This window comes from Brevundimonas sp. DC300-4 (genome assembly GCF_049897365.1).
GTDB lineage: Bacteria > Pseudomonadota > Alphaproteobacteria > Caulobacterales > Caulobacteraceae > Brevundimonas.
The window spans coordinates 242,714-259,712 of the sequence record NZ_JAFCWC010000003.1; the positions used below are offsets into that span (position 1 = coordinate 242,714).

The window sequence follows — 16,999 nt, forward strand, 5'->3', positions numbered from 1 at the left end:
CCTGCACCGGTCGCCGTTAAAACCTCGTTTACGCTGAGGGCGACGCTGTGACGGGGACTGACGGACCGACCGGACCGCGCGGGTCGGCGTGGATCAGGACGTCGGCGCCGGGGAAGGCGGCCTTAACCCGGTCCTCGGCGGCGACGACGATGTCGTGCGAGGCCTCGAACGACAGGCTTCGGTCAAGATCGATATGCATCTGGACCATCAGCCGGTCGCCCGACATCCGGGTGCGAAGTTGGTGCACCCCGCCGATCCGGATGTCGGACAGGACGGCGTTGGTCAGGGCGACGCGGTCGGCGTCCGACGCCTCGCGGTCGAGCAAATGGTCGCCCGCGCCCTTGAGCATGCCGACCGCGCCCCAGAACAGCCAGACGGCGACCACGAGACCGGCGGCCGCGTCGAGGCCGGGCGCGGCGAGCCAGGCGCCGGAAATCACGCCGATCAGGACCACGGCGCTGGACGCCAGGTCGGCCGCGTAGTGGGCGCGGTCGGCCGAGACGGCCATGGAGCCCGAAGCCTTCAGCGACCGGGTCTGGAGCCAGACCAACAGGCCTGTCACCAGGATGGAGAGGATCACAATGCCCACGGCCCAGGAGCCGCCGACGACCGGCCGGGGGTCGAACATCCGCTGCAACGCTTCCCAGCCGATGAAGACGGCCGAGGCGAAGACGAGCCCGGCCTGGACCAGCGCGGCCATGGCCTCGCCCTTGCCGTGGCCGAACCGGTGGTCGGCGTCGGCGGGGGCGGCGGCCCAGCGCACGGCGACGAAGGTGGTCAGGGAGGCGATCAGGTCGAGCGCAGAATCGGCCAGTGAGGCGAGGATGGACACCGACCCGGACGCGCCCAGGGCGAAGGCCTTCATCGCGATCAGCAGGACCGCGACGCCGACCGACAGGCCGGTGATCTGGCGCGTCGAAAGGGTGGCGACGGCGCTCCAGGGACCGGATCCAGGGGCAGGTGTCGGCGGCGGCGAGACAGGGGAGGTCATCGCCGCCCTTTTCGCTGATCGCCCGTCGGTTGCCAATGGAGGACTCTTCGGGAACCGCCGTTAGGCTTGCGGTCATCAAAGCGCCCCAAGGTGCGCGCGGATTAACCCTGAGGGGACGGGGACTTGCAGCGATGACGCCAGGCGTTAGCGAGCGGGACGGAGAGACGGCGGATCGATGGATCCCCCGCGCCGAGGTCCTGTCGCTGCTGGGGGTCAAGACCCAGACACTCTATGCCTATGTCAGCCGGGGGCGGATCACGGCCCGACCTGACCCCAACGATCCTCGCCGCAGCCTCTATGCCGCCGCCGATGTAGCGCGGCTGAAGGGCGCGAGCTCGGGCGAGCCGGCGGGCGTGGTCGTGCCGTTCGAGCCGGCGGTGAAGGGCGAGAGTCTGATCCGGTCGACGGTCAGCCTGATCTCGGACGGGCGGCTCTACTATCGCGGCCGCGACGTGGCCCAGTGGGCCCAGAACGCGACTCTGGAGGAAACCGCCCGGCTGCTGTGGGGCGCCGGGGACTCGAACCCGTTCGCGGGCCTGGGCGTGCGCGTCGCCAGCGCCGGCGGATCGTCGCATCGGGCGCGGCTGTTCGCGGCCCTTGCCCGACGCGCGGAGGAAGACCCGTCCTCGACCGGCCGGTCGCCGGAGGTGCTGAAGATCGAGGCCGCCGTGGCGCTGAACGAGGTGGTCGATGCCATGGCGGGGCCGGGTCCGCGTCTGTTCTTCCATCAGCGCCTCGCGCGCGGCTGGAAGATGCTGGAGCGCGACAGCGTGCATCTGAGACGCGCCCTGGTGCTGGCGGCCGATCTTGATCTCGATCCGGCGGTTCTGGCGACGCGGGCGGCGGTTTCGGGCGGGGCTTCCCCGGCGGGAGCGGCGTTCGCGGGGCTGACCACGACGGCCGGGTCGCCAGCGGCCCGGACCCTGACCCAGGCGATCGCCTATGTCGCCGAAGCGCGGCGCGACCCCGCAGGCGCGGCCCAGCGGCGGATGGCCGACGAGGGCTCCATCCCCGGCTTCGGCAGCGAAACCTTTCCGCACGGTGATCCGCGCGTCGAAGCCTTGCTCGCGCTGGCGGACCTGCCCAACGACCTGACGGCGGTGATCCGCGAGGGGGAGGCGGCGAGCGGCCAGAGGACCGGGTTCGCTGGGGCGCTGGCGATCATGGCGCGGCGTCTGGACCTGCCGCGCGACGGGGCCTCGGACGTGCTGCTGATCGGCCGGCTGACCGGTCTGATGGCCCATGCGCTGGATCAGATCATCGACGGCTCGCCTATCCGGGTGCGCCTGCGCTATGTCAGACCCCGACCTTGATCGGCGAAGCCGAGAATCGAGGTCGCACTTTTATTCTCCGCCTGATTGAAGATCAGGCTGGGGACCGGCGAGCGACTGAACGCGAGCCCGGAGCGGGGATTTCATGTCGGACTGGATTGCAGCGATCATCCTGGGGCTGGTCGAGGGACTGACGGAGTTCATTCCCGTCTCTTCTACGGGCCACCTGCTGCTGCTCGGCCACTTCATCGGCTTCGAGAGCGAGGGCAAGACCTTCGAGATCGTGATCCAGCTGGGCGCGATCCTGGCCATCATCAGCGTCTATTTCCAGCGGCTGTGGGCTCTGGCCACGCGCTGGCCGCATGACGCCCGGGCCCGTCACTTCATCATCGGGGTGGTGATCGCCTTCCTGCCCGCCGCCTTTGCGGGCGTGTTCATGTACGACATCATCAAGGAAATCTTCTTCGAGACCCCGGTGATCATCTGTATCGCCCTGATCGTCGGAGGCGTGCTGCTTCTCCTGCTCGACCGGATGAAGAAGGTCCCGAAATACCTGGACGTGAACACCTATCCGTTCCGGGTCTATGGCCTGATCGGCCTGTTCCAATGTCTGGCCCTGCTGCCCGGTGTGTCGCGTTCGGGCGCGACCGTCGCGGGGGGGCTGCTGTTGGGAACCGACAAACGATCGGCGGCGGAGTTCACCTTCTTCCTCGCCCTGCCCACCATGGGCGGCGCGGTGGCCTATGACCTGTTCAAGAGCCGCAACGATCTGGACTTCACCGACGTCGGACTGATCGCCGTCGGCTTCCTCACCGCCTTCGTGACGGCGCTGGTGGTGGTGCGGTTCCTGCTGGATTTCGTGTCGAAACACGGCTTCGCGCCATTCGCCTGGTGGAGGATAGCGGTCGGCGTGCTGGGGCTGGGCCTGTTGTGGGCCGGCGTCGGGGCGTGATGGCCTGACTTGTCAGCCGGCAAGTTTCGGAGGCAAGCTGAGGTCATGACCAGCCAGCCCGTCAACGGCGAACGCTTCGCCTCGTTCGCAGCCTTCTATCCGTATTACATCCACGAGCATTCCAATCCGGTCTGCCGGCGCATCCATATCGTCGGATCGGCGCTGGTCATCGTGGCCGCATTGCTGGGGCTGTTCGTGAACGCCTGGTGGTTCGCGGCCATGCCGCTGGTCGGCTACGGGTTCGCCTGGGTCGGGCATTTCTTCTTCGAGAAGAACCGTCCGGCCACCTTCAAATACCCATTGTGGAGCCTGTTGGGCGACTGGCGGATGTTCTTCGAGACCGTCAGCGGCAAGCGCCGGTTCTGATCAGCGGTTGGCCGGATCACGGAAGGCCCACAGGCTGATGGCGAAGACGGCCACGGCGTCACGGTCGGTCGAACCGGCAGGCGGCAGATAGAAGGTTGGCCGCATCCCGTTCAGGTCAACGCCGCCGATCTCGATCCCGTCGCGGGTGATGACATAGCCCATGACGCTGCCGCCGCCGAACGGCAGGCCGCCGATGCGCCGCGTCTCGGTCCGGTATTCGACCCCGTTCCATATCAGGCTTCCGGCGCGCTGGGGCTGCTGGATCCGGCGCAGGATCGAACCGCGCGCGAGGGCCAGCCCCATGCCCGCGTCGGCGGGGGCCGCGCCGCCGTACTCGCAGTCATAGCTCAGGGTTTCGCGGTCGAAGGTGATGCCCAGGATGTTGCGATGACCCTGGCCGCCGCCGCAGTTCCCCGTGACCTCTCCGGCCGGCGTGGCGATCAACAGTTCGGCGGTGGCGAAGTCGCGCGATTGCCAGGGCAAATTCACTGCGGAATCCCGCAGGCTGGCCCAGCCCGTGTATTCGGCGATGGCGAAGCCGGGGCGGAACAGGCTCGGGCCGCGCCGGCCCGACAGGCCGATCCGCTCGGTGCGGTCGCGCATGGGAACGGCGGCGTCCTGTGCCGAAGCCAGGACGGGAGCCGCCAATGTAAGGGCGGCCAGGACGATGGAAACAAGGCGGATGCGCATTCGGACCTCCTCCAGTTCAAGGCAGCCAAGCTAGACCATATGCGTGGCGGCTGGAATGCGGTCAGTTCGATGCGGCGCCCTGATCCGCGATCCGCGTCAGACGGGTTTGGTTGCGGAACCGCCAGGCGTCGTCCCCCGCTCCGACCGGCCGCACCTCCTTGATCTCGACGAGCGCATCGCCGTCGCGCGTCTCGGTGATCCGGATATCGGCGGGCGCGTCGTCATCCTCGCCGACCCGGCGATAGATGAGGGTCCAGTGGGTGGAATCGACCAAGGCGGCGACCTCTACTGCCTCCGTCGACAGGTCGGGCACCTTCCCGGCGCGGAAGCTGGCCGAGGTCGATTTCGCCGCTTCGGCGTCGTCGAGACTGATCGTCGTGATCCAGACCGGATTGTTCGGGCCGTCGTTGAACAGCGAGCGGCGGATCAGGGTGGCGCCGTCGCCCGGCGTTTCGATGGTGGTGACGACCGGGATCTCGAACAGCTCATCGGTCTGGTAGTCCCTGTAGCCCAAGGCTCCGGACCAGCGCCCGATCAGGCCCAGACGAAGCTCGACCGCCGTCTGGGCAGGCTGTGCCTCGGCCACGACGGGCAGGAAGAGGGTGAGGGAGAGGAGGAGCAGCAGAAGGCGAACGGGCATGTCGGGTCTCCGGTCCTGTCAAAAGCGACCCGCGGACCCTGATGGCGATCCGTTCGGTTCGCGCCTCATTTCCGGTTCCGAAAGCCGAAAATCATGATCTGAGACGCGTCGACGATAGCGCGAGGGGGCGACGCCGAAGCGGGCCTGGAAGGCGCGGTTGAAGCTGGCCTTGGAACTGAACCCGGCGTCGAAGGCAAGGGTGAGCAGGTCCTCCGACGATCCTGCATCGAGGGCGGCTGCGACCGCCTCGGCGCGGACGCCGTTGATCCAGGCGGCGAAGTTCAGGCCCAGCCCCAGATTGATCGCCCGCGACACCCGACCGGTGTTGGTCGCCAGACGCCGGGCGACGCCGGGCAGGCTCAGGTCCGGCTCGCTGGCCCATCCGCCTGCCCGGAGTCGGGCGTCGAAGTCCTGTCCGATCGACGGCCAGTCGGGACTTGAACGCGCATCGTCCCTGGTCGGCGCGGTCAGGACCGGGAACCGCTGCGTCGAGTGACGCCAACCCTCCACGCCGAGATAGAGGCCGATCCCGGCGAGGGCGAGATAGAGGCCCGTCTCCTGGAAGAAGTCGATGCCCCCGGACAGCCGGTCCCAGAGGGTGAAGGCCAGATACAGGAGGAAGGTCACGATCAGCGCCACGATGACGCGGCTCAACCAGCGTGCTGCGAAGCGGTCGCCATCGCTTCGCTGATCGGCGAGCGTCGCCCGGTAGGCTCGCAGAAGTCGCAGCGCCGCCACCGAATAGACCGCCAGCGAGACCAGCAGCAGGACGTCGAACGCCGGTCCGATCCAGTGTCGGTGGCCCGACGTGTACCAGCTCCACTTGGCATCCAGCGGCAGGGTGAAGGCGACGAGGAAATAGACCAGTTGGATGGAGGCGGGCGTGAGGTGCAGACCAAACCGCTCGGGGCGCCGGCCCTGCACCAGGGCGCTGGTATAGCCGTACAGCAGCGGAGGCAGGGCCAGGGTGATCGCGAAAGGTGCGAAGGTCAGCCATCGCCAGGCATCATGGGCGCCGGCGAAACCTATTACATAGGGGGTCAGCAAGCCTGCGAGCACGACCAGGACTGCGGCGAGCAGCCGGTTCGAGAGATGGTTGGGCGCCGGCAGGGTCAGGGCGACGGCCAGGGCGAGCATCTGGATCGCGGCGAAGCCGAGGATCGCGACGCGCCATCCGAAATACAGGGTCACGCCATCCATCGCGTCAACCTAGGCCACGACAGCCGGCGTCGGCAAAGCCGTTAGTTGGAAGCGGTGTTCCAGGCGGGGGGGCAGCCGTCGAAGCGGCCGGCGTTGGTGATCGTCAGGCGTTGCTGGTTGAAGCGCAGCACCGGCTGCATCGAGCCGCGGCCGTTGCCGGTGTAGAGATCGACGCGCTGGCCGCGGATCGCGCCGCCGGTGTCCGAGGCGTACCAGTAGCCGTCATGGATCGTGCCGTCGGCCATCCGCATGCCGACGGTCTCGCGGATGAACAATTTGGTGCGGCGGGGAATGACACGCGGGTCGGTGGCCAGGGTGCGCATCGGGATCGGACGGCAGCCGAGCGAATCGTTGCCCGTCGCTCCGCCGCCGCCTGCATGATAGAGGCTGGCGCGCGCGTTCCAGTCGGGGTCTTCGGCCATCAAGGCGGCCTGTTCGGGGGTCAGATCTGCTGAAACCTCGCTGGAACCGTCCGCGATGTCAGGGCTTACCGCTACCACGGGGTCGGCCGCGACGGCCGTCTCGTAAGGCACCGGATCTCCGGCTGGAAAAGCCGAAGCCCAAAGCATGGCGAACGCCGCGAGGGTGTTGAACACAGATCGAACTCATCGTGACACCGGTCCCCAGAAACGTACCGGCGGCAGGCTTGTCGTTCGGGCCTGTGGCGAGAATGTGTCGAATACCCCGCTGCGACCGTCTGTCCCCATGCGTGCATGGATCAGTCAACCGTTGCCTGAGATAAGCGGAACGGGGGTTGGGCAACGTCTGCAATCGCGATAGCAGTATAGCCGGATCAGAAATCCTTTGCTGGGGTGAGATGCTTACTGTTCATGGAGATATTCGCTCAGGCAACTGCTTGAAGGTCAAGTGGATGCTGGACGCGCTCGGGCGTGATTATCAATGGGTTGAGGTTGATATCATGTCGGGTGGGAGCCGGACGCCGGAATTTCTCCTGCGGAATCCGTTCGGTCAGGTCCCAACCCTGACGCTGGAGGACGGCCGGACCCTGGCCCAGTCGAACGCCATCCTGTTGCATCTGGTCGAGGGGACGGCCTGGATCCCGGCCGACGCCTGGGAGCGGGCGAAGATGCTGGAGTGGCTGTTCTGGGAGCAATACAGCCACGAACCCTATGTCGCGGTGGCCCGGTTCCAGCGGGTCTATGCCGGCAAGACCGCGGACGAAGTCGAGCCGCGCCTGATCGAACGGGGGCATGCGGCGCTGGCGCGGATGGAAACGGCTCTGGCCGGGACGGACTGGCTTGCGGGCGGGCAGGCGGCGACCGTCGCCGACCTCGCCCTGGTCGCCTATACGCGCGTCGCCGACGAAGGCGGGTTTGACCTGTCCGCCTATCCGAACGTCAGGGGCTGGATCACGCGTGTTGAGACGGCGTTCGGGATCAAGTGATCCTTCTCCCCTTGCGGGAGAAGGTGGCAGCCGAAGGCTGACGGATGAGGGGTCACGCAGGCGGATGAAGTGAAGCTCGAAGCGCGGATCTTTGGCGTCAGCACGACCCCTCATCCGACTTCGCTGCGCTCAGCCACCTTCTCCCGCAAGGGGAGAAGGGAAGAGACTACTCCGGCCGACCACCGTCCGCCCACTCGGGCGTGAAGTCGCCGTCGGCCATGGCTTTGAGCGGTTCGACCAGGGACTGGATGGCGTTGGTCATGAAGGGGATGTCGAGGTTCTCGATCGTGTCCTCGGCCGTGTGATAGGTCGGAATGGTGGCCCAGCCCGAGATGGTGTGGGCGACGATGCCCTTCAGGGCCAGGGCGTAGTTGTCAGAGCGCTGGAAGAAATTCTGTTCCGGATAGGGGTCGGGCCCCACCAGGGCGCCGCGCTCCTTCAGGGCCGCGCCGAAGTTGGAGCGCTCGAAGCCGGTCATCATCATCACCCCCGCAGGCAGCTGAGGATCCTGATCGCCGATCATCTCGATCTCCAGGTTGGCGGCGATGTCCTCCAGCGGGATGGGCGGGTGGTCGACGAAGTAGCGCGAACCAAGCAGGCCGGCTTCTTCGGACCCATAGGCGACGAACATGATGCTGCGTTCGTGCGGCCCCGAGGCGGCGAGGGCGTTGGCCAGTTCGATCACCGCCACCGTGCCCGAGGCGTCGTCGTTGGCTCCGTGCATCACGACGCCGTCCGAGCGGACGCCGATGTGGTCGAGGTGGGCCGAGACCATCAGGACGCCGGTCGAAGGATCGGTTCCCTGCAGCCAGCCGATGGCGTTTGAGGTGAAGCCTTGCTGCACCTCCGACGGACCAGGATCGTAGGAGGCTGTTCCGCCAGCGGACGCGAGACGGTCATAAGCCTCGGTCGCCAGGACCAGGACGACCGGCCCGACGCGCGGCGTGGCGTCGGCGAGGCGGATAACCGGATCGCGCGAACCGCCGTCGCCGGTGGCCGCGGCGAGCGCCTCCGTCCGGCGCAACAGGATCAATCTCGCGCCGCTGCGCATGGCGGCGCCGAACAGGGCGCGCACTCCCGGACCCTCGGCCGGGGCGATCATCAGGGTCTCGCGCCCGGAGGGCAGGGCGGCCGGGTCGGCGGCGACCGTCACGGCGCCCGAGGCTGCGTTCAGCCCGCCCGTCAGGATGGCGAAGTCGGCGCCCTGGTTCAGGGTGCTTGCGCCGACAGTCACGGTCGCGGTGCCCGAAGGCGTGGTCTTCACCACCGGGGCGCGCTGCACGAAGCCGGTCATTCCCGGAGCCGGGGTCAGGCCGGCGAGGCGGAATTGGGCGGTGACATAGGCGGCGGCGATGGCCTCGTCGCGCGTGGCGCTGCCCCGGCCCTGCAACTCGTCTCCGGCCAGAAAGCCGATGTGGGCGGCGACCGCGTTCTGGTCGATGACCGGCGTTTGTTGCGCCACCGCGGGCGCGGCGAGCAGGGCGATCAGAGAGACGGCGGCGAACGAGAGACGTTTCATGACGAGCCCCAAAAGAACAGGCGCAAGGCGTAGGGGGCTGGTCGCCTTGCCGTCAAGCCGGGTGGAGCTTCGGCCTGTCAGCCGCTAGGGTTTGCCGCATGAAGGATCATCTCGCGACGCCTCTCCCCGGCTATCCCGACATCGACGACGCCGAGTGCCTGCGAAGGGCCGAACGTTTTCACGGGATCATGACGGGTCGCAGGACAGTGCGGGAATTCTCGGACCGGCCGGTCGACCGGGTGGTGGTGGAAAAGGCGATCCTGACGGCCGCCTCGGCTCCGTCAGGCGCCAATCACCAGCCGTGGTTCTTCTCCGTCATCGAAAGCCCCGAAACCAGGGCGCGCATCCGCTCGGCGGCGGAGGCGGAGGAGCGCGACTTCTATGAGACGAAGGCGCCGCAGGAATGGCTGGACGCCCTGGCGCCGCTCGGCACCGATCCGGACAAGGGCTTTCTGGAGGTCGCGCCGGTCCTGATCGCCGTGTTCGGCCAGAAGCGCGGCGGGCCGCGCCCGGGTGACGCCAAGAAGAACTACTTCGTCCCGGAGAGCGTTGGCATCGCCACCGGCTTCCTGATTGCGGCCCTGCATCACGCCGGCCTCGCGACCCTGACGCACACGCCCGCGCCGATGAGTTTCCTGTCCGAAATCTGCGGGCGGCCGGAGGGCGAGAAGCCCTTCCTGCTGCTGGTGGCGGGTCACCCGGCCGCCGATGCGACCGTGCCGCTGGCCGCGCTGGACAAGAAGCCGCTGGACGCCGTCGCGGCGTGGATTTAACGGCGGGGCATCCCAGCCGGAGCCCCGCCATGAAGCGCCCTTCCCTCAAGCATCTGGCCCTCGTCGCCGCCGCCGCCCTGATCGTCGGAGCCGGCGGCGTCTTCACCGCCACCCGGGTCGATGCCTGGGGCGCGACCGGCCACCGCACCATCGGCGTCGCCGCCATGCGCGGCCTGTCCGACGAGCTGCCGGCCTTCCTGCGCAATCCGGGCGCCGTGGCCGAGGTCGGCGAACTGTCGCGCGAGCCCGACCGCACCAAGGGCGCCGGCCAGCCGCACGACCGCGAGCGCGACACGGCCCACTTCGTCGACCTGGACGACAACGGTCATGTCATGAACGCCTCGGGCCCGACCCTGTCGGAGCTGCCGCAGCTGAAGAGCGAATACGACGCCCTGCTGGCCGCCTCGGGCATCGAGGTCAACGACGCCGGCTACCTGCCCTATGCGATCACGGACGGCTACCAGCAGCTGGCCCGCGACTTCGCCACCTGGCGCGTCCTGAACGCGGCCGAGGCCCGCGAGCTCGATCCCGGCAAGCGCGCCTGGTACCGCGAGGACCGCCTGCGCCGTGAGGCCTTGATCCTGCGCGACATCGGCTACCTGTCGCACTACGTCGGCGACGGCTCGCAGCCGCACCATATGTCGATCCATTACAATGGCTGGGGCGACTATCCGAACCCGGAGGGCTTCACCAACGCACGCAGCACCCACGGCGCGTTCGAGGGCGGGTTCATCCGTCGTAACCTGCGCCTGGACGCCGTCGAGGCGGTCATGCCGGCCCCGAATCTGGACGGCTTCGACCTGCGCGCGCGGACGGCGACCTATCTGAACACGACCCTGGCCCAGGTCATTCCCTTCTACCGGCTGGAAAAGACCGGCGCCTTCGCGGCGGATGCCGAAGGCGCTGTTCTGGCGCCGGGCGCCGAGTTCGCCACCACGCGGATCGCGGCGGGTGCGGCCGAACTGCGCGACCTGATCACCCTGGCCTGGCGCGACGCGGGCACGCAGTCGATCGGCTGGCCGGCGGTCAAGGTGGCCGAGGTCGAGGCCGGCACGGCGGACCCGTGGCTGGCCATGATCGGCGAGGACTGATCCGGTTTGACCGAGCCTACGCCTCCCGTCGTCATCCTCGACCGGTCCCAGATGGCCGAGAACATCGGCGCGGTCGCGCGGGTGATGGCGAACTTCGGGCTCGATAAACTGCGGCTGGTCAGCCCGCGCGACGGCTGGCCCCAGGATCGCGCCTGGCCCCTGGCCTCCGGGGCCGACTGGGTTCTGGACGGGGTCCAGGTGTTCGACAGCGTGGCCGCCGCCGTCGCCGACCTGACCACCGTCTTCGCCACCACCGCCCGCCCGCGTGAGACCCGCCAGCCGGTTCGGACGCCGCGCGAGGCCTCGCGCGTCCTGTATGATGACGCCGCCTCCGGTCTGGGCGTCGGCCTTCTGTTCGGCAGCGAGCGGGCCGGGCTGGAGACCACCGACATCGCCCTGTGCCAGGGCATCGTCACCATCCCCATCGACCCGCGCCACCAGAGCCTGAACCTGGCCCAGGCTGTGGCGATCAACGCCTATGAGTGGCGCACCCTGGTGCTTGACGCCCCGCCGCCGAACTTCCGCGAGGGTGAGGCGCCGGCGTCAGGCGACCTCCAACTCGGGATGTACGAACATCTGGAGCGCGAGCTCGACGCCGCCGGCTTCTTCCATCCGCCCGAGAAATTCCGCTCCATGAGCCAGAACCTGCGGGTCATGCTGGGCCGCTCGGCCTTCAGCGCGCAGGAGGTCGCCACCTTCCGGGGCGTGATCACCGCCCTGTCGAAGGGGCGCGGCCGGGTGCTGGAAAGGCTTGCGCGCGAACAATCCTCCCCCGTAGGGGGAGGGGGACCGCGAAGCGGTGGAGGGGGCCCACCCCAAACACCGCATCTGGGGCAGGCCCTCTCCGTCACGGCGCAAAGCGGCGCCGCGCCACTTCCCCCGACGGGGGAGGAATAACCAGGAGCTACCGATGAAAACCCGCGCCGCCGTCGCCTTCGAGGCCAAACGTCCGCTTGAGATCGTCGAGGTCGATCTGGAGGGTCCGCGCGCCGGCGAGGTCCTGATCGAGATCAAGGCGACCGGCATCTGCCACACCGACGCCTACACGCTGGACGGTCTGGACTCCGAGGGCATCTTCCCCTCGATCCTGGGCCACGAGGGCGCGGGCATCGTCGTCGAGATCGGCGCGGGCGTGACCAGCTTGGCGGTCGGCGATCACGTGATCCCACTCTACACGCCGGAATGTCGCCAGTGTAAGTCTTGTCTGAGCCGCAAGACCAACCTGTGCACGGCCATTCGCTCGACCCAGGGCAAGGGCGTCATGCCCGACGGCACCTCGCGCTTCAGCTACAAGGGTCAGGCCATCGCCCACTACATGGGCTGCTCGACCTTCTCGAACTACACGGTCCTGCCCGAAATCGCGGTGGCGAAGATCCGCAAGGACGCGCCGTTCGAAAGCGCCTGCTACGTCGGCTGCGGCGTGACCACGGGCGTCGGCGCAGTGGTCAATACGGCCAAGGTCGAGCCGGGCGCCAACGCCGTCGTCTTCGGCCTGGGCGGTATCGGTCTGAACGTTATCCAGGGGCTGAAGATGGTCGGGGCCGACATGATCGTCGGCGTGGACATCAACCCGGACAAGGAAGAGTGGGGCCGCCGGTTCGGGATGACCCATTTCGTCAATTCGAAGGACACGCCGGACGTCGTCGCCCATCTGGTCGCGCTGACCGGCGGCGGGGCCGACTACACCTTCGACTGCACCGGTAACACCACAGTGATGCGCCAGGCTCTGGAGGCGTGCCACCGGGGCTGGGGCGAAAGCATCGTCATCGGCGTGGCCGAGTCCGGCAAGGAAATCTCCACCCGCCCGTTCCAGCTGGTCACCGGCCGCGTCTGGCGCGGTTCGGCCTTCGGCGGCGCGCGGGGCCGCACCGACACGCCCAGGATCGTCGACTGGTACATGGACGGCAAGATCGAGATCGACCCGATGATCACCCACACCCTGCCGCTGGAACGGATCAACGAGGCCTTCGACCTGATGCATTCGGGCGAGAGCATCCGTTCGGTCGTGGTGTTCTAGGGCTTGCGCTGCAACGGTAGTTGTTTAAAAAAACTGACCTGACACCGGGAGAGGGAAAGCCATGTTCACCCATATGACTGTCGGCGCGAACGACATCGAGGCGTCGCGCCGGTTCTATGATGCGGCGCTCGGGGCGCTGGGGATCGATGCGTCGAGCGGCCCGGACGCCAAGGGGCGATTCTGGTGGCGCACGCCGCGCGGGGCCTTTGCGGTCTGCAAGCCCATCGACGGCGAGGCGGCCTGTCACGCCAACGGCGGCACGATCGGCTTTGCGGCGAAGGATATGGAGGCGGTCGCCGCCTTTCATGCCGCAGGGATCGCGGCCGGCGGTACGGCCATTGAGGACCCGCCCGGCCCGCGCGAAGGGCCGTTCGGTACGCTGAACCTGGCCTATCTGCGCGATCCTGCGGGCAACAAGATCTGCGCCATGCACCGGGCCGGCTAGCTCCGGCTCGCCGCGAGGTGTTATCCGGGCGGCATGGAAGTCCTCAAGACCCACGCCGTTCACGGCGGCACCCTGCGTTACCTGCGCCACGACAGCGCCGTGACCGGCACGCCCATGACCCTGTCGGTCTACGTTCCGCCGGGCGAGGGCCCGTTCCCGGTGCTGATCTGGCTGTCGGGCCTGACCTGCACCGAGGACAATTTCACCAGCAAGGCCGGAGCATACGCCTCCGCCGGGGAACATGGCTTGATCATCGTCGCGCCCGACACCTCGCCGCGCGGAGAGGGTGTGGCCGACGACCCGGCCTATGACCTGGGCCAGGGCGCGGGCTTCTATATCGATGCGACGCAAACGCCTTGGGCGAAGCATTTCCGCATGGAAACCTATGTCGTCGAGGAACTGATCGCCCTGATCGACGTCGAGTTTCCGACGACGGGCACGCGGGCGATCAGCGGCCATTCGATGGGCGGACACGGAGCGCTGACCCTGGCGCTGCGTCACCCGGAGCTGTTCCGATCCGTCTCGGCCTTCGCGCCCATTTCGTCGCCGACGCGCTGTCCCTGGGGCGAGAAGGCGTTCACCGCCTATCTGGGCGAAGACCGAGCCGAATGGGCCAAACACGACGCCGCTCTTCTGATCGAGGCCGGTACCGCGCGCGGACATTTCGGCGACATCCTGATCGACCAGGGTGACGCCGACCCCTTCCTGATCGAACAGCTGAAGCCCGAGTTGCTGACTGCCGCGGGTGAGGCGGCGGGGCAGGCGATCCGCCTGCGGATGCAGCCGGGCTACGACCACTCCTATTTCTTTATGGCCAGCTTCATCGCGGACCATGTCGCCTTCCATGCGGAAAGACTGAAACTATGACTGACGCGACCTATGACGACCTGTTCGCCGCCCTGTGCAACGAGCTGGGCCACTGCCTGCACGACAAGGGTCAGAAGAAGGTGATCGCCGCCCTGCCGTCGGGGCTCGATGCGACGGTGAAGGTGGTGCTGGAGGCTGACGGGGTCGATTTCCTCAACGCGCCGGGCAGCCTGAAGCGGGCGGTGCGGGACTGCCTGAAGGCCAATCTCCCGGCGGAGGCCGTCTAGACGGGAAAGGGCGTGATCGCGCCGGCGCAGAGACGTTCTTCGACCCGATCATGGATCTTGCACCGCAGCCGGCGCCGGTTCCGCAGCGTATCGTGCAGTGCGTCGGCGACGCACAAAATCTGGTCGTCTGCCATGAACTCGGCCGCGTAGAGAAGTTCATGTCGCAGGGCGTCAAGCGCGTGCCGGCTGAGTTTCGGCGGGGCGCAGGCGGGCGGGGCGTAGGCGAATGTCTGTCCCATCGGGTGACCTCTCCTTCCACACGTATCAAGGGTCGCGGGGAATAACCGTTCCCCGGCAAGATGCTTAAGCGGTCGGCGAGGCGCAGGGAGCGGTGGCGAGGCGGCGGGCGAGGTACGACGCCAGACCAAGTCGTTCAGCCACCGGCGTCGGAGGCTCGGGGTCTGCCGCGGGCCCGTTCTCTGTATCGGTCTCGGGTGTGCGAGGCTTCTTGTCTAACATCGCAAGACAAGATGCGATCGCGGTGAGAAATTTGACGCCATTCATCGACATCGGGGCGATTTTTCGTTCGTCGTTCTCTTTCGAGTTTGGATAGAAGATGGGATGTGCCTCCCGGGGTATACTCGTTCGGAAGAACAACTGGTGAGGAATACCATTGTTCCGTCTTTTGTTTCCGATGTCGTACGCAAACAGGCTGTTTTTCTCTGCCCAAGCCTTTGGTGGCGGACACCGGACGCCTACATACGCGTCACCGATACATCGAAAACAAGGAGCCTCTCCCCATGGCCTTCACCCTGCCGCCGCTGCCCTACGCCTATGATGCGCTGGAGCCCGCCATCGACAAGGAGACGATGACCTTCCACCACGACAAGCATCACCAGGCCTATGTCGACAACCTGAACAAGGCCGTCGACGCCGATGCGAGCCTGCAGGGCAAGTCGCTGGAAGATCTGTTCGCCTCGATCTCGACCGCGCCCAAGGCCGTGCGCAACAACGGCGGCGGTCACTGGAACCACGCCCTGTTCTGGGAACTTCTGGCCCCCGCCGGTCAGGGCGGCGAGCCCTCGGCCGAACTGGCCGCCGCGATCGATCGCGACCTGGGCGGGCTCGACAAGTTCAAGGATGACTTCAACGCCGCCGGCGCCGGCCAGTTCGGCTCGGGCTGGGCCTGGCTGATCGTCCAGGACGGCAAGCTGAAGGTCACGTCCACCCCGAACCAGGACAACCCTCTGATGGATGTCGCCGAACAGAAGGGCGCGGTCGTCCTGTGCGCTGACGTCTGGGAACACGCCTACTATCTGAAATACCAGAACCGCCGTCCGGACTACCTCAAGGCCTTCTGGACCGTGGTGAACTGGAACAAGGCCAACGCCCTGTTCGCGGCCGCCTCGGCCTGATCGGGCACTTTTGCAACAGGCGGCGGGTCGTGAAAAAGCTTCATGATACGCCGTCTGGCGCCTTGCGCGCGCCGACCTATCTGCGCTGAGCCGTTCGCTCGCCCCGAGGACATCATGACCACCCAGTTCAAGCTCGCCGCCGCCTTGATCCTGTCCGGGATGATCGTCGCCGGATGCCAGAAACCCGCCGAGAAAGCCGATGCGCCCGTTGCTCCGGCGGTGCAGTCGGCGGCCAGCGTCGATGTCTATCCCTTCACCATCGGCACGCTTCAGGCCGTCGCGCTGAAGGACGGCGACCTGACGCTGGACAACGCGGCCGGCTCCAGCCCCTGGAGCGACACGGCCGGTGTCGCCGAAGCGTTGCGTCCGACGGGCGATGCCGAGATCCATCTGTCGATCCAGCCGCTGCTGATCCGGGGCGATGACAAGGTCGTGCTGATCGACACCGGCGCGGGCGGCGGCATGGGCACAACCAACAAGCTGCCGGCCTCGCTGGCGGCGGCCGGGGTCCAGCCGGCCCAGGTGACCGACATCCTTATTTCGCACGGCCATGGCGACCACGTCGGCGGTCTGGTGTCCAACGGCGCCCTCGCATTCCCGAACGCCACGATCCGGATGAGCGCCGCCGAATGGACCGCGCTGCAGGCCGACGCCGCAGTGGCCGCCCTGATCCCGATCATCACGCCCAGGGTCGAAGCCTTCGAGCCCGGCGCCCAGGTGACGCCCTCGATCACCGCCGTCGCCCTGCAGGGCCACACGGCCGGCCACACCGGCTATGAGATCGTCTCCGGCCAGGACCGGCTGCTGTATCTGGGCGACGCCCTGCACAGTTCGATCATCTCGGTCGAGCGGCCCGAGTATGTGAACCAGTGGGACTTCGATTCCGACGCCGCCATCGCGACGCGGCTGGCGGTGCTGGGGCGGGGCGCGACGCAGTCCCTGCGCGTCTATGGCGTCCACTTCCCCTACCCGGGCCTGGGCAAGTTCCAGCGCCGGGCGGACGGCTTCATCTGGGTTCCGGAAACACCGGCCCAGCCTTGACTCCACAGGGCGGGGAACGCATAAGCCGCCCCTTCACGCGCCTGACCCTGGTCCGGCGCGTGAATTGACTACGGACGATGCGTGGACCGCCGTTGAGATCGTCCCTCCATTCGCGGAGGGGCCGGGCCGCATCATTTAAAAGAGAACAC

General features: G+C 67.5%; 20 protein-coding genes. 13 read left to right on the top strand and 7 right to left on the bottom strand.

Annotated features, from left to right (window positions below; all coding sequences use genetic code 11):
- Nucleotides 1-28: 28 nt before the first annotated feature.
- A complete protein-coding gene (locus ACP7AZ_RS06945) occupies nt 29-991 on the bottom strand; it encodes a cation diffusion facilitator family transporter (RefSeq protein ID WP_426037389.1) in 963 nt (320 codons plus the stop codon).
- A 131-nt stretch (nt 992-1,122) separates the two neighbouring features.
- On the opposite strand from ACP7AZ_RS06945, the gene ACP7AZ_RS06950 reads away from it, so the two are divergent.
- The 3 genes from ACP7AZ_RS06950 (at nt 1,123) to ACP7AZ_RS06960 (ending at nt 3,580) form a co-directional block, all read left to right on the top strand.
- On the top strand, nt 1,123-2,304 hold the full coding sequence (locus ACP7AZ_RS06950; protein WP_426037391.1) for a citrate/2-methylcitrate synthase: 1,182 nt from the start codon (nt 1,123-1,125) through the stop codon (nt 2,302-2,304).
- 103 nt (nt 2,305-2,407) lie between these two features.
- Nucleotides 2,408-3,214, top strand: a complete 807-nt coding sequence (locus ACP7AZ_RS06955; RefSeq protein WP_426037393.1) for an undecaprenyl-diphosphate phosphatase — start codon at nt 2,408-2,410, stop codon at nt 3,212-3,214.
- A gap of 45 nt (nt 3,215-3,259) precedes the next feature.
- Nucleotides 3,260-3,580 (top strand): Mpo1-like protein, encoded by a 321-nt coding sequence (locus ACP7AZ_RS06960; RefSeq protein WP_426037395.1) that lies wholly within the window; start codon nt 3,260-3,262, stop codon nt 3,578-3,580.
- Here ACP7AZ_RS06960 and ACP7AZ_RS06965 read toward each other — a convergent pair whose 3' ends face one another.
- From ACP7AZ_RS06965 to ACP7AZ_RS06980, 4 genes are all read right to left on the bottom strand, one after another.
- Complete coding sequence (locus tag ACP7AZ_RS06965; RefSeq protein ID WP_426037397.1) at nt 3,581-4,270, bottom strand: hypothetical protein; 690 nt, start codon at nt 4,268-4,270, stop codon at nt 3,581-3,583.
- A gap of 61 nt (nt 4,271-4,331) precedes the next feature.
- Complete coding sequence (locus tag ACP7AZ_RS06970) at nt 4,332-4,910, bottom strand: hypothetical protein (RefSeq protein WP_426037399.1); 579 nt, start codon at nt 4,908-4,910, stop codon at nt 4,332-4,334.
- 18 nt (nt 4,911-4,928) lie between these two features.
- A complete protein-coding gene (locus ACP7AZ_RS06975; protein ID WP_426037401.1) occupies nt 4,929-6,110 on the bottom strand; it encodes a helix-turn-helix domain-containing protein in 1,182 nt (393 codons plus the stop codon).
- A gap of 41 nt (nt 6,111-6,151) precedes the next feature.
- Nucleotides 6,152-6,706, bottom strand: coding sequence for a 3D domain-containing protein (locus ACP7AZ_RS06980; protein ID WP_426037403.1), 555 nt, complete (start codon nt 6,704-6,706; stop codon nt 6,152-6,154).
- 221 nt (nt 6,707-6,927) lie between these two features.
- On the opposite strand from ACP7AZ_RS06980, the gene ACP7AZ_RS06985 reads away from it, so the two are divergent.
- Nucleotides 6,928-7,515: a glutathione S-transferase family protein gene (locus ACP7AZ_RS06985; protein WP_426037405.1), complete on the top strand. Its 588-nt coding sequence runs from the start codon at nt 6,928-6,930 to the stop codon at nt 7,513-7,515.
- 166 nt (nt 7,516-7,681) lie between these two features.
- On the opposite strand, the gene ACP7AZ_RS06990 is transcribed toward ACP7AZ_RS06985, so the two are convergent.
- Nucleotides 7,682-9,034 carry a M28 family metallopeptidase gene (locus ACP7AZ_RS06990; RefSeq protein ID WP_426037407.1) on the bottom strand — a complete coding sequence of 451 codons (1,353 nt, stop codon included), beginning with the start codon at nt 9,032-9,034 and terminating at the stop codon, nt 7,682-7,684.
- Between the two features lie 98 nt (nt 9,035-9,132).
- Here ACP7AZ_RS06990 and ACP7AZ_RS06995 point away from each other — a divergent pair, with 98 nt between their 5' ends.
- The 7 genes from ACP7AZ_RS06995 (at nt 9,133) to ACP7AZ_RS07025 (ending at nt 14,454) form a co-directional block, all read left to right on the top strand.
- Nucleotides 9,133-9,807, top strand: a complete 675-nt coding sequence (locus tag ACP7AZ_RS06995; RefSeq protein ID WP_426037409.1) for a nitroreductase family protein — start codon at nt 9,133-9,135, stop codon at nt 9,805-9,807.
- Nucleotides 9,808-9,836: 29 nt separating this feature from the next.
- A complete protein-coding gene (locus ACP7AZ_RS07000) occupies nt 9,837-10,898 on the top strand; it encodes a S1/P1 Nuclease (RefSeq protein WP_426037411.1) in 1,062 nt (353 codons plus the stop codon).
- Between the two features lie 6 nt (nt 10,899-10,904).
- Nucleotides 10,905-11,795, top strand: coding sequence for an RNA methyltransferase (locus tag ACP7AZ_RS07005; RefSeq protein WP_426037413.1), 891 nt, complete (start codon nt 10,905-10,907; stop codon nt 11,793-11,795).
- Between the two features lie 13 nt (nt 11,796-11,808).
- A complete protein-coding gene (locus ACP7AZ_RS07010) occupies nt 11,809-12,915 on the top strand; it encodes an S-(hydroxymethyl)glutathione dehydrogenase/class III alcohol dehydrogenase (protein ID WP_426037415.1) in 1,107 nt (368 codons plus the stop codon).
- Between the two features lie 61 nt (nt 12,916-12,976).
- Nucleotides 12,977-13,360: a VOC family protein gene (locus ACP7AZ_RS07015; protein WP_426037417.1), complete on the top strand. Its 384-nt coding sequence runs from the start codon at nt 12,977-12,979 to the stop codon at nt 13,358-13,360.
- Nucleotides 13,361-13,393: 33 nt separating this feature from the next.
- A complete protein-coding gene (gene fghA, locus ACP7AZ_RS07020) occupies nt 13,394-14,227 on the top strand; it encodes an S-formylglutathione hydrolase (RefSeq protein WP_426037419.1) in 834 nt (277 codons plus the stop codon).
- Entirely contained in the window at nt 14,224-14,454 is a 231-nt protein-coding gene (locus tag ACP7AZ_RS07025) for a hypothetical protein (RefSeq protein WP_426037421.1), read from the top strand. The genes fghA and ACP7AZ_RS07025 overlap by 4 nt, the downstream gene beginning before the upstream one ends.
- Here the strand turns inward: ACP7AZ_RS07025 and ACP7AZ_RS07030 are convergent.
- A complete protein-coding gene (locus ACP7AZ_RS07030; protein WP_426037423.1) occupies nt 14,451-14,693 on the bottom strand; it encodes a hypothetical protein in 243 nt (80 codons plus the stop codon). The two genes, ACP7AZ_RS07025 and ACP7AZ_RS07030, sit on opposite strands and share 4 nt — an antisense overlap.
- Nucleotides 14,694-15,194: 501 nt before the next feature.
- Here ACP7AZ_RS07030 and ACP7AZ_RS07035 point away from each other — a divergent pair.
- Both ACP7AZ_RS07035 and ACP7AZ_RS07040 read left to right on the top strand, forming a co-directional pair.
- Nucleotides 15,195-15,809: a superoxide dismutase gene (locus tag ACP7AZ_RS07035; protein ID WP_426037425.1), complete on the top strand. Its 615-nt coding sequence runs from the start codon at nt 15,195-15,197 to the stop codon at nt 15,807-15,809.
- 114 nt (nt 15,810-15,923) lie between these two features.
- Nucleotides 15,924-16,850, top strand: a complete 927-nt coding sequence (locus tag ACP7AZ_RS07040) for an MBL fold metallo-hydrolase (RefSeq protein ID WP_426037427.1) — start codon at nt 15,924-15,926, stop codon at nt 16,848-16,850.
- Nucleotides 16,851-16,999 lie beyond the last annotated feature (149 nt).

Bases quoted from the DNA above. Each gene is read 5' to 3' on its own strand.
- ACP7AZ_RS06945 (WP_426037389.1), bottom strand. From the start codon at position 991: ATGACCTCCCCTGTCTCGCCGCCGCCGACACCTGCCCCTGGATCCGGT.
- ACP7AZ_RS06950 (WP_426037391.1), top strand. From the start codon at position 1,123: ATGACGCCAGGCGTTAGCGAGCGGGACGGAGAGACGGCGGATCGATGG.
- ACP7AZ_RS06955 (WP_426037393.1), top strand. From the start codon at position 2,408: ATGTCGGACTGGATTGCAGCGATCATCCTGGGGCTGGTCGAGGGACTG.
- ACP7AZ_RS06960 (WP_426037395.1), top strand. From the start codon at position 3,260: ATGACCAGCCAGCCCGTCAACGGCGAACGCTTCGCCTCGTTCGCAGCC.
- ACP7AZ_RS06965 (WP_426037397.1), bottom strand. From the start codon at position 4,270: ATGCGCATCCGCCTTGTTTCCATCGTCCTGGCCGCCCTTACATTGGCG.
- ACP7AZ_RS06970 (WP_426037399.1), bottom strand. From the start codon at position 4,910: ATGCCCGTTCGCCTTCTGCTGCTCCTCCTCTCCCTCACCCTCTTCCTG.
- ACP7AZ_RS06975 (WP_426037401.1), bottom strand. From the start codon at position 6,110: ATGGATGGCGTGACCCTGTATTTCGGATGGCGCGTCGCGATCCTCGGC.
- ACP7AZ_RS06985 (WP_426037405.1), top strand. From the start codon at position 6,928: ATGCTTACTGTTCATGGAGATATTCGCTCAGGCAACTGCTTGAAGGTC.
- ACP7AZ_RS06990 (WP_426037407.1), bottom strand. From the start codon at position 9,034: ATGAAACGTCTCTCGTTCGCCGCCGTCTCTCTGATCGCCCTGCTCGCC.
- ACP7AZ_RS06995 (WP_426037409.1), top strand. From the start codon at position 9,133: ATGAAGGATCATCTCGCGACGCCTCTCCCCGGCTATCCCGACATCGAC.
- ACP7AZ_RS07000 (WP_426037411.1), top strand. From the start codon at position 9,837: ATGAAGCGCCCTTCCCTCAAGCATCTGGCCCTCGTCGCCGCCGCCGCC.
- ACP7AZ_RS07010 (WP_426037415.1), top strand. From the start codon at position 11,809: ATGAAAACCCGCGCCGCCGTCGCCTTCGAGGCCAAACGTCCGCTTGAG.
- ACP7AZ_RS07015 (WP_426037417.1), top strand. From the start codon at position 12,977: ATGTTCACCCATATGACTGTCGGCGCGAACGACATCGAGGCGTCGCGC.
- fghA (WP_426037419.1), top strand. From the start codon at position 13,394: ATGGAAGTCCTCAAGACCCACGCCGTTCACGGCGGCACCCTGCGTTAC.
- ACP7AZ_RS07025 (WP_426037421.1), top strand. From the start codon at position 14,224: ATGACTGACGCGACCTATGACGACCTGTTCGCCGCCCTGTGCAACGAG.
- ACP7AZ_RS07030 (WP_426037423.1), bottom strand. From the start codon at position 14,693: ATGGGACAGACATTCGCCTACGCCCCGCCCGCCTGCGCCCCGCCGAAA.
- ACP7AZ_RS07035 (WP_426037425.1), top strand. From the start codon at position 15,195: ATGGCCTTCACCCTGCCGCCGCTGCCCTACGCCTATGATGCGCTGGAG.
- ACP7AZ_RS07040 (WP_426037427.1), top strand. From the start codon at position 15,924: ATGACCACCCAGTTCAAGCTCGCCGCCGCCTTGATCCTGTCCGGGATG.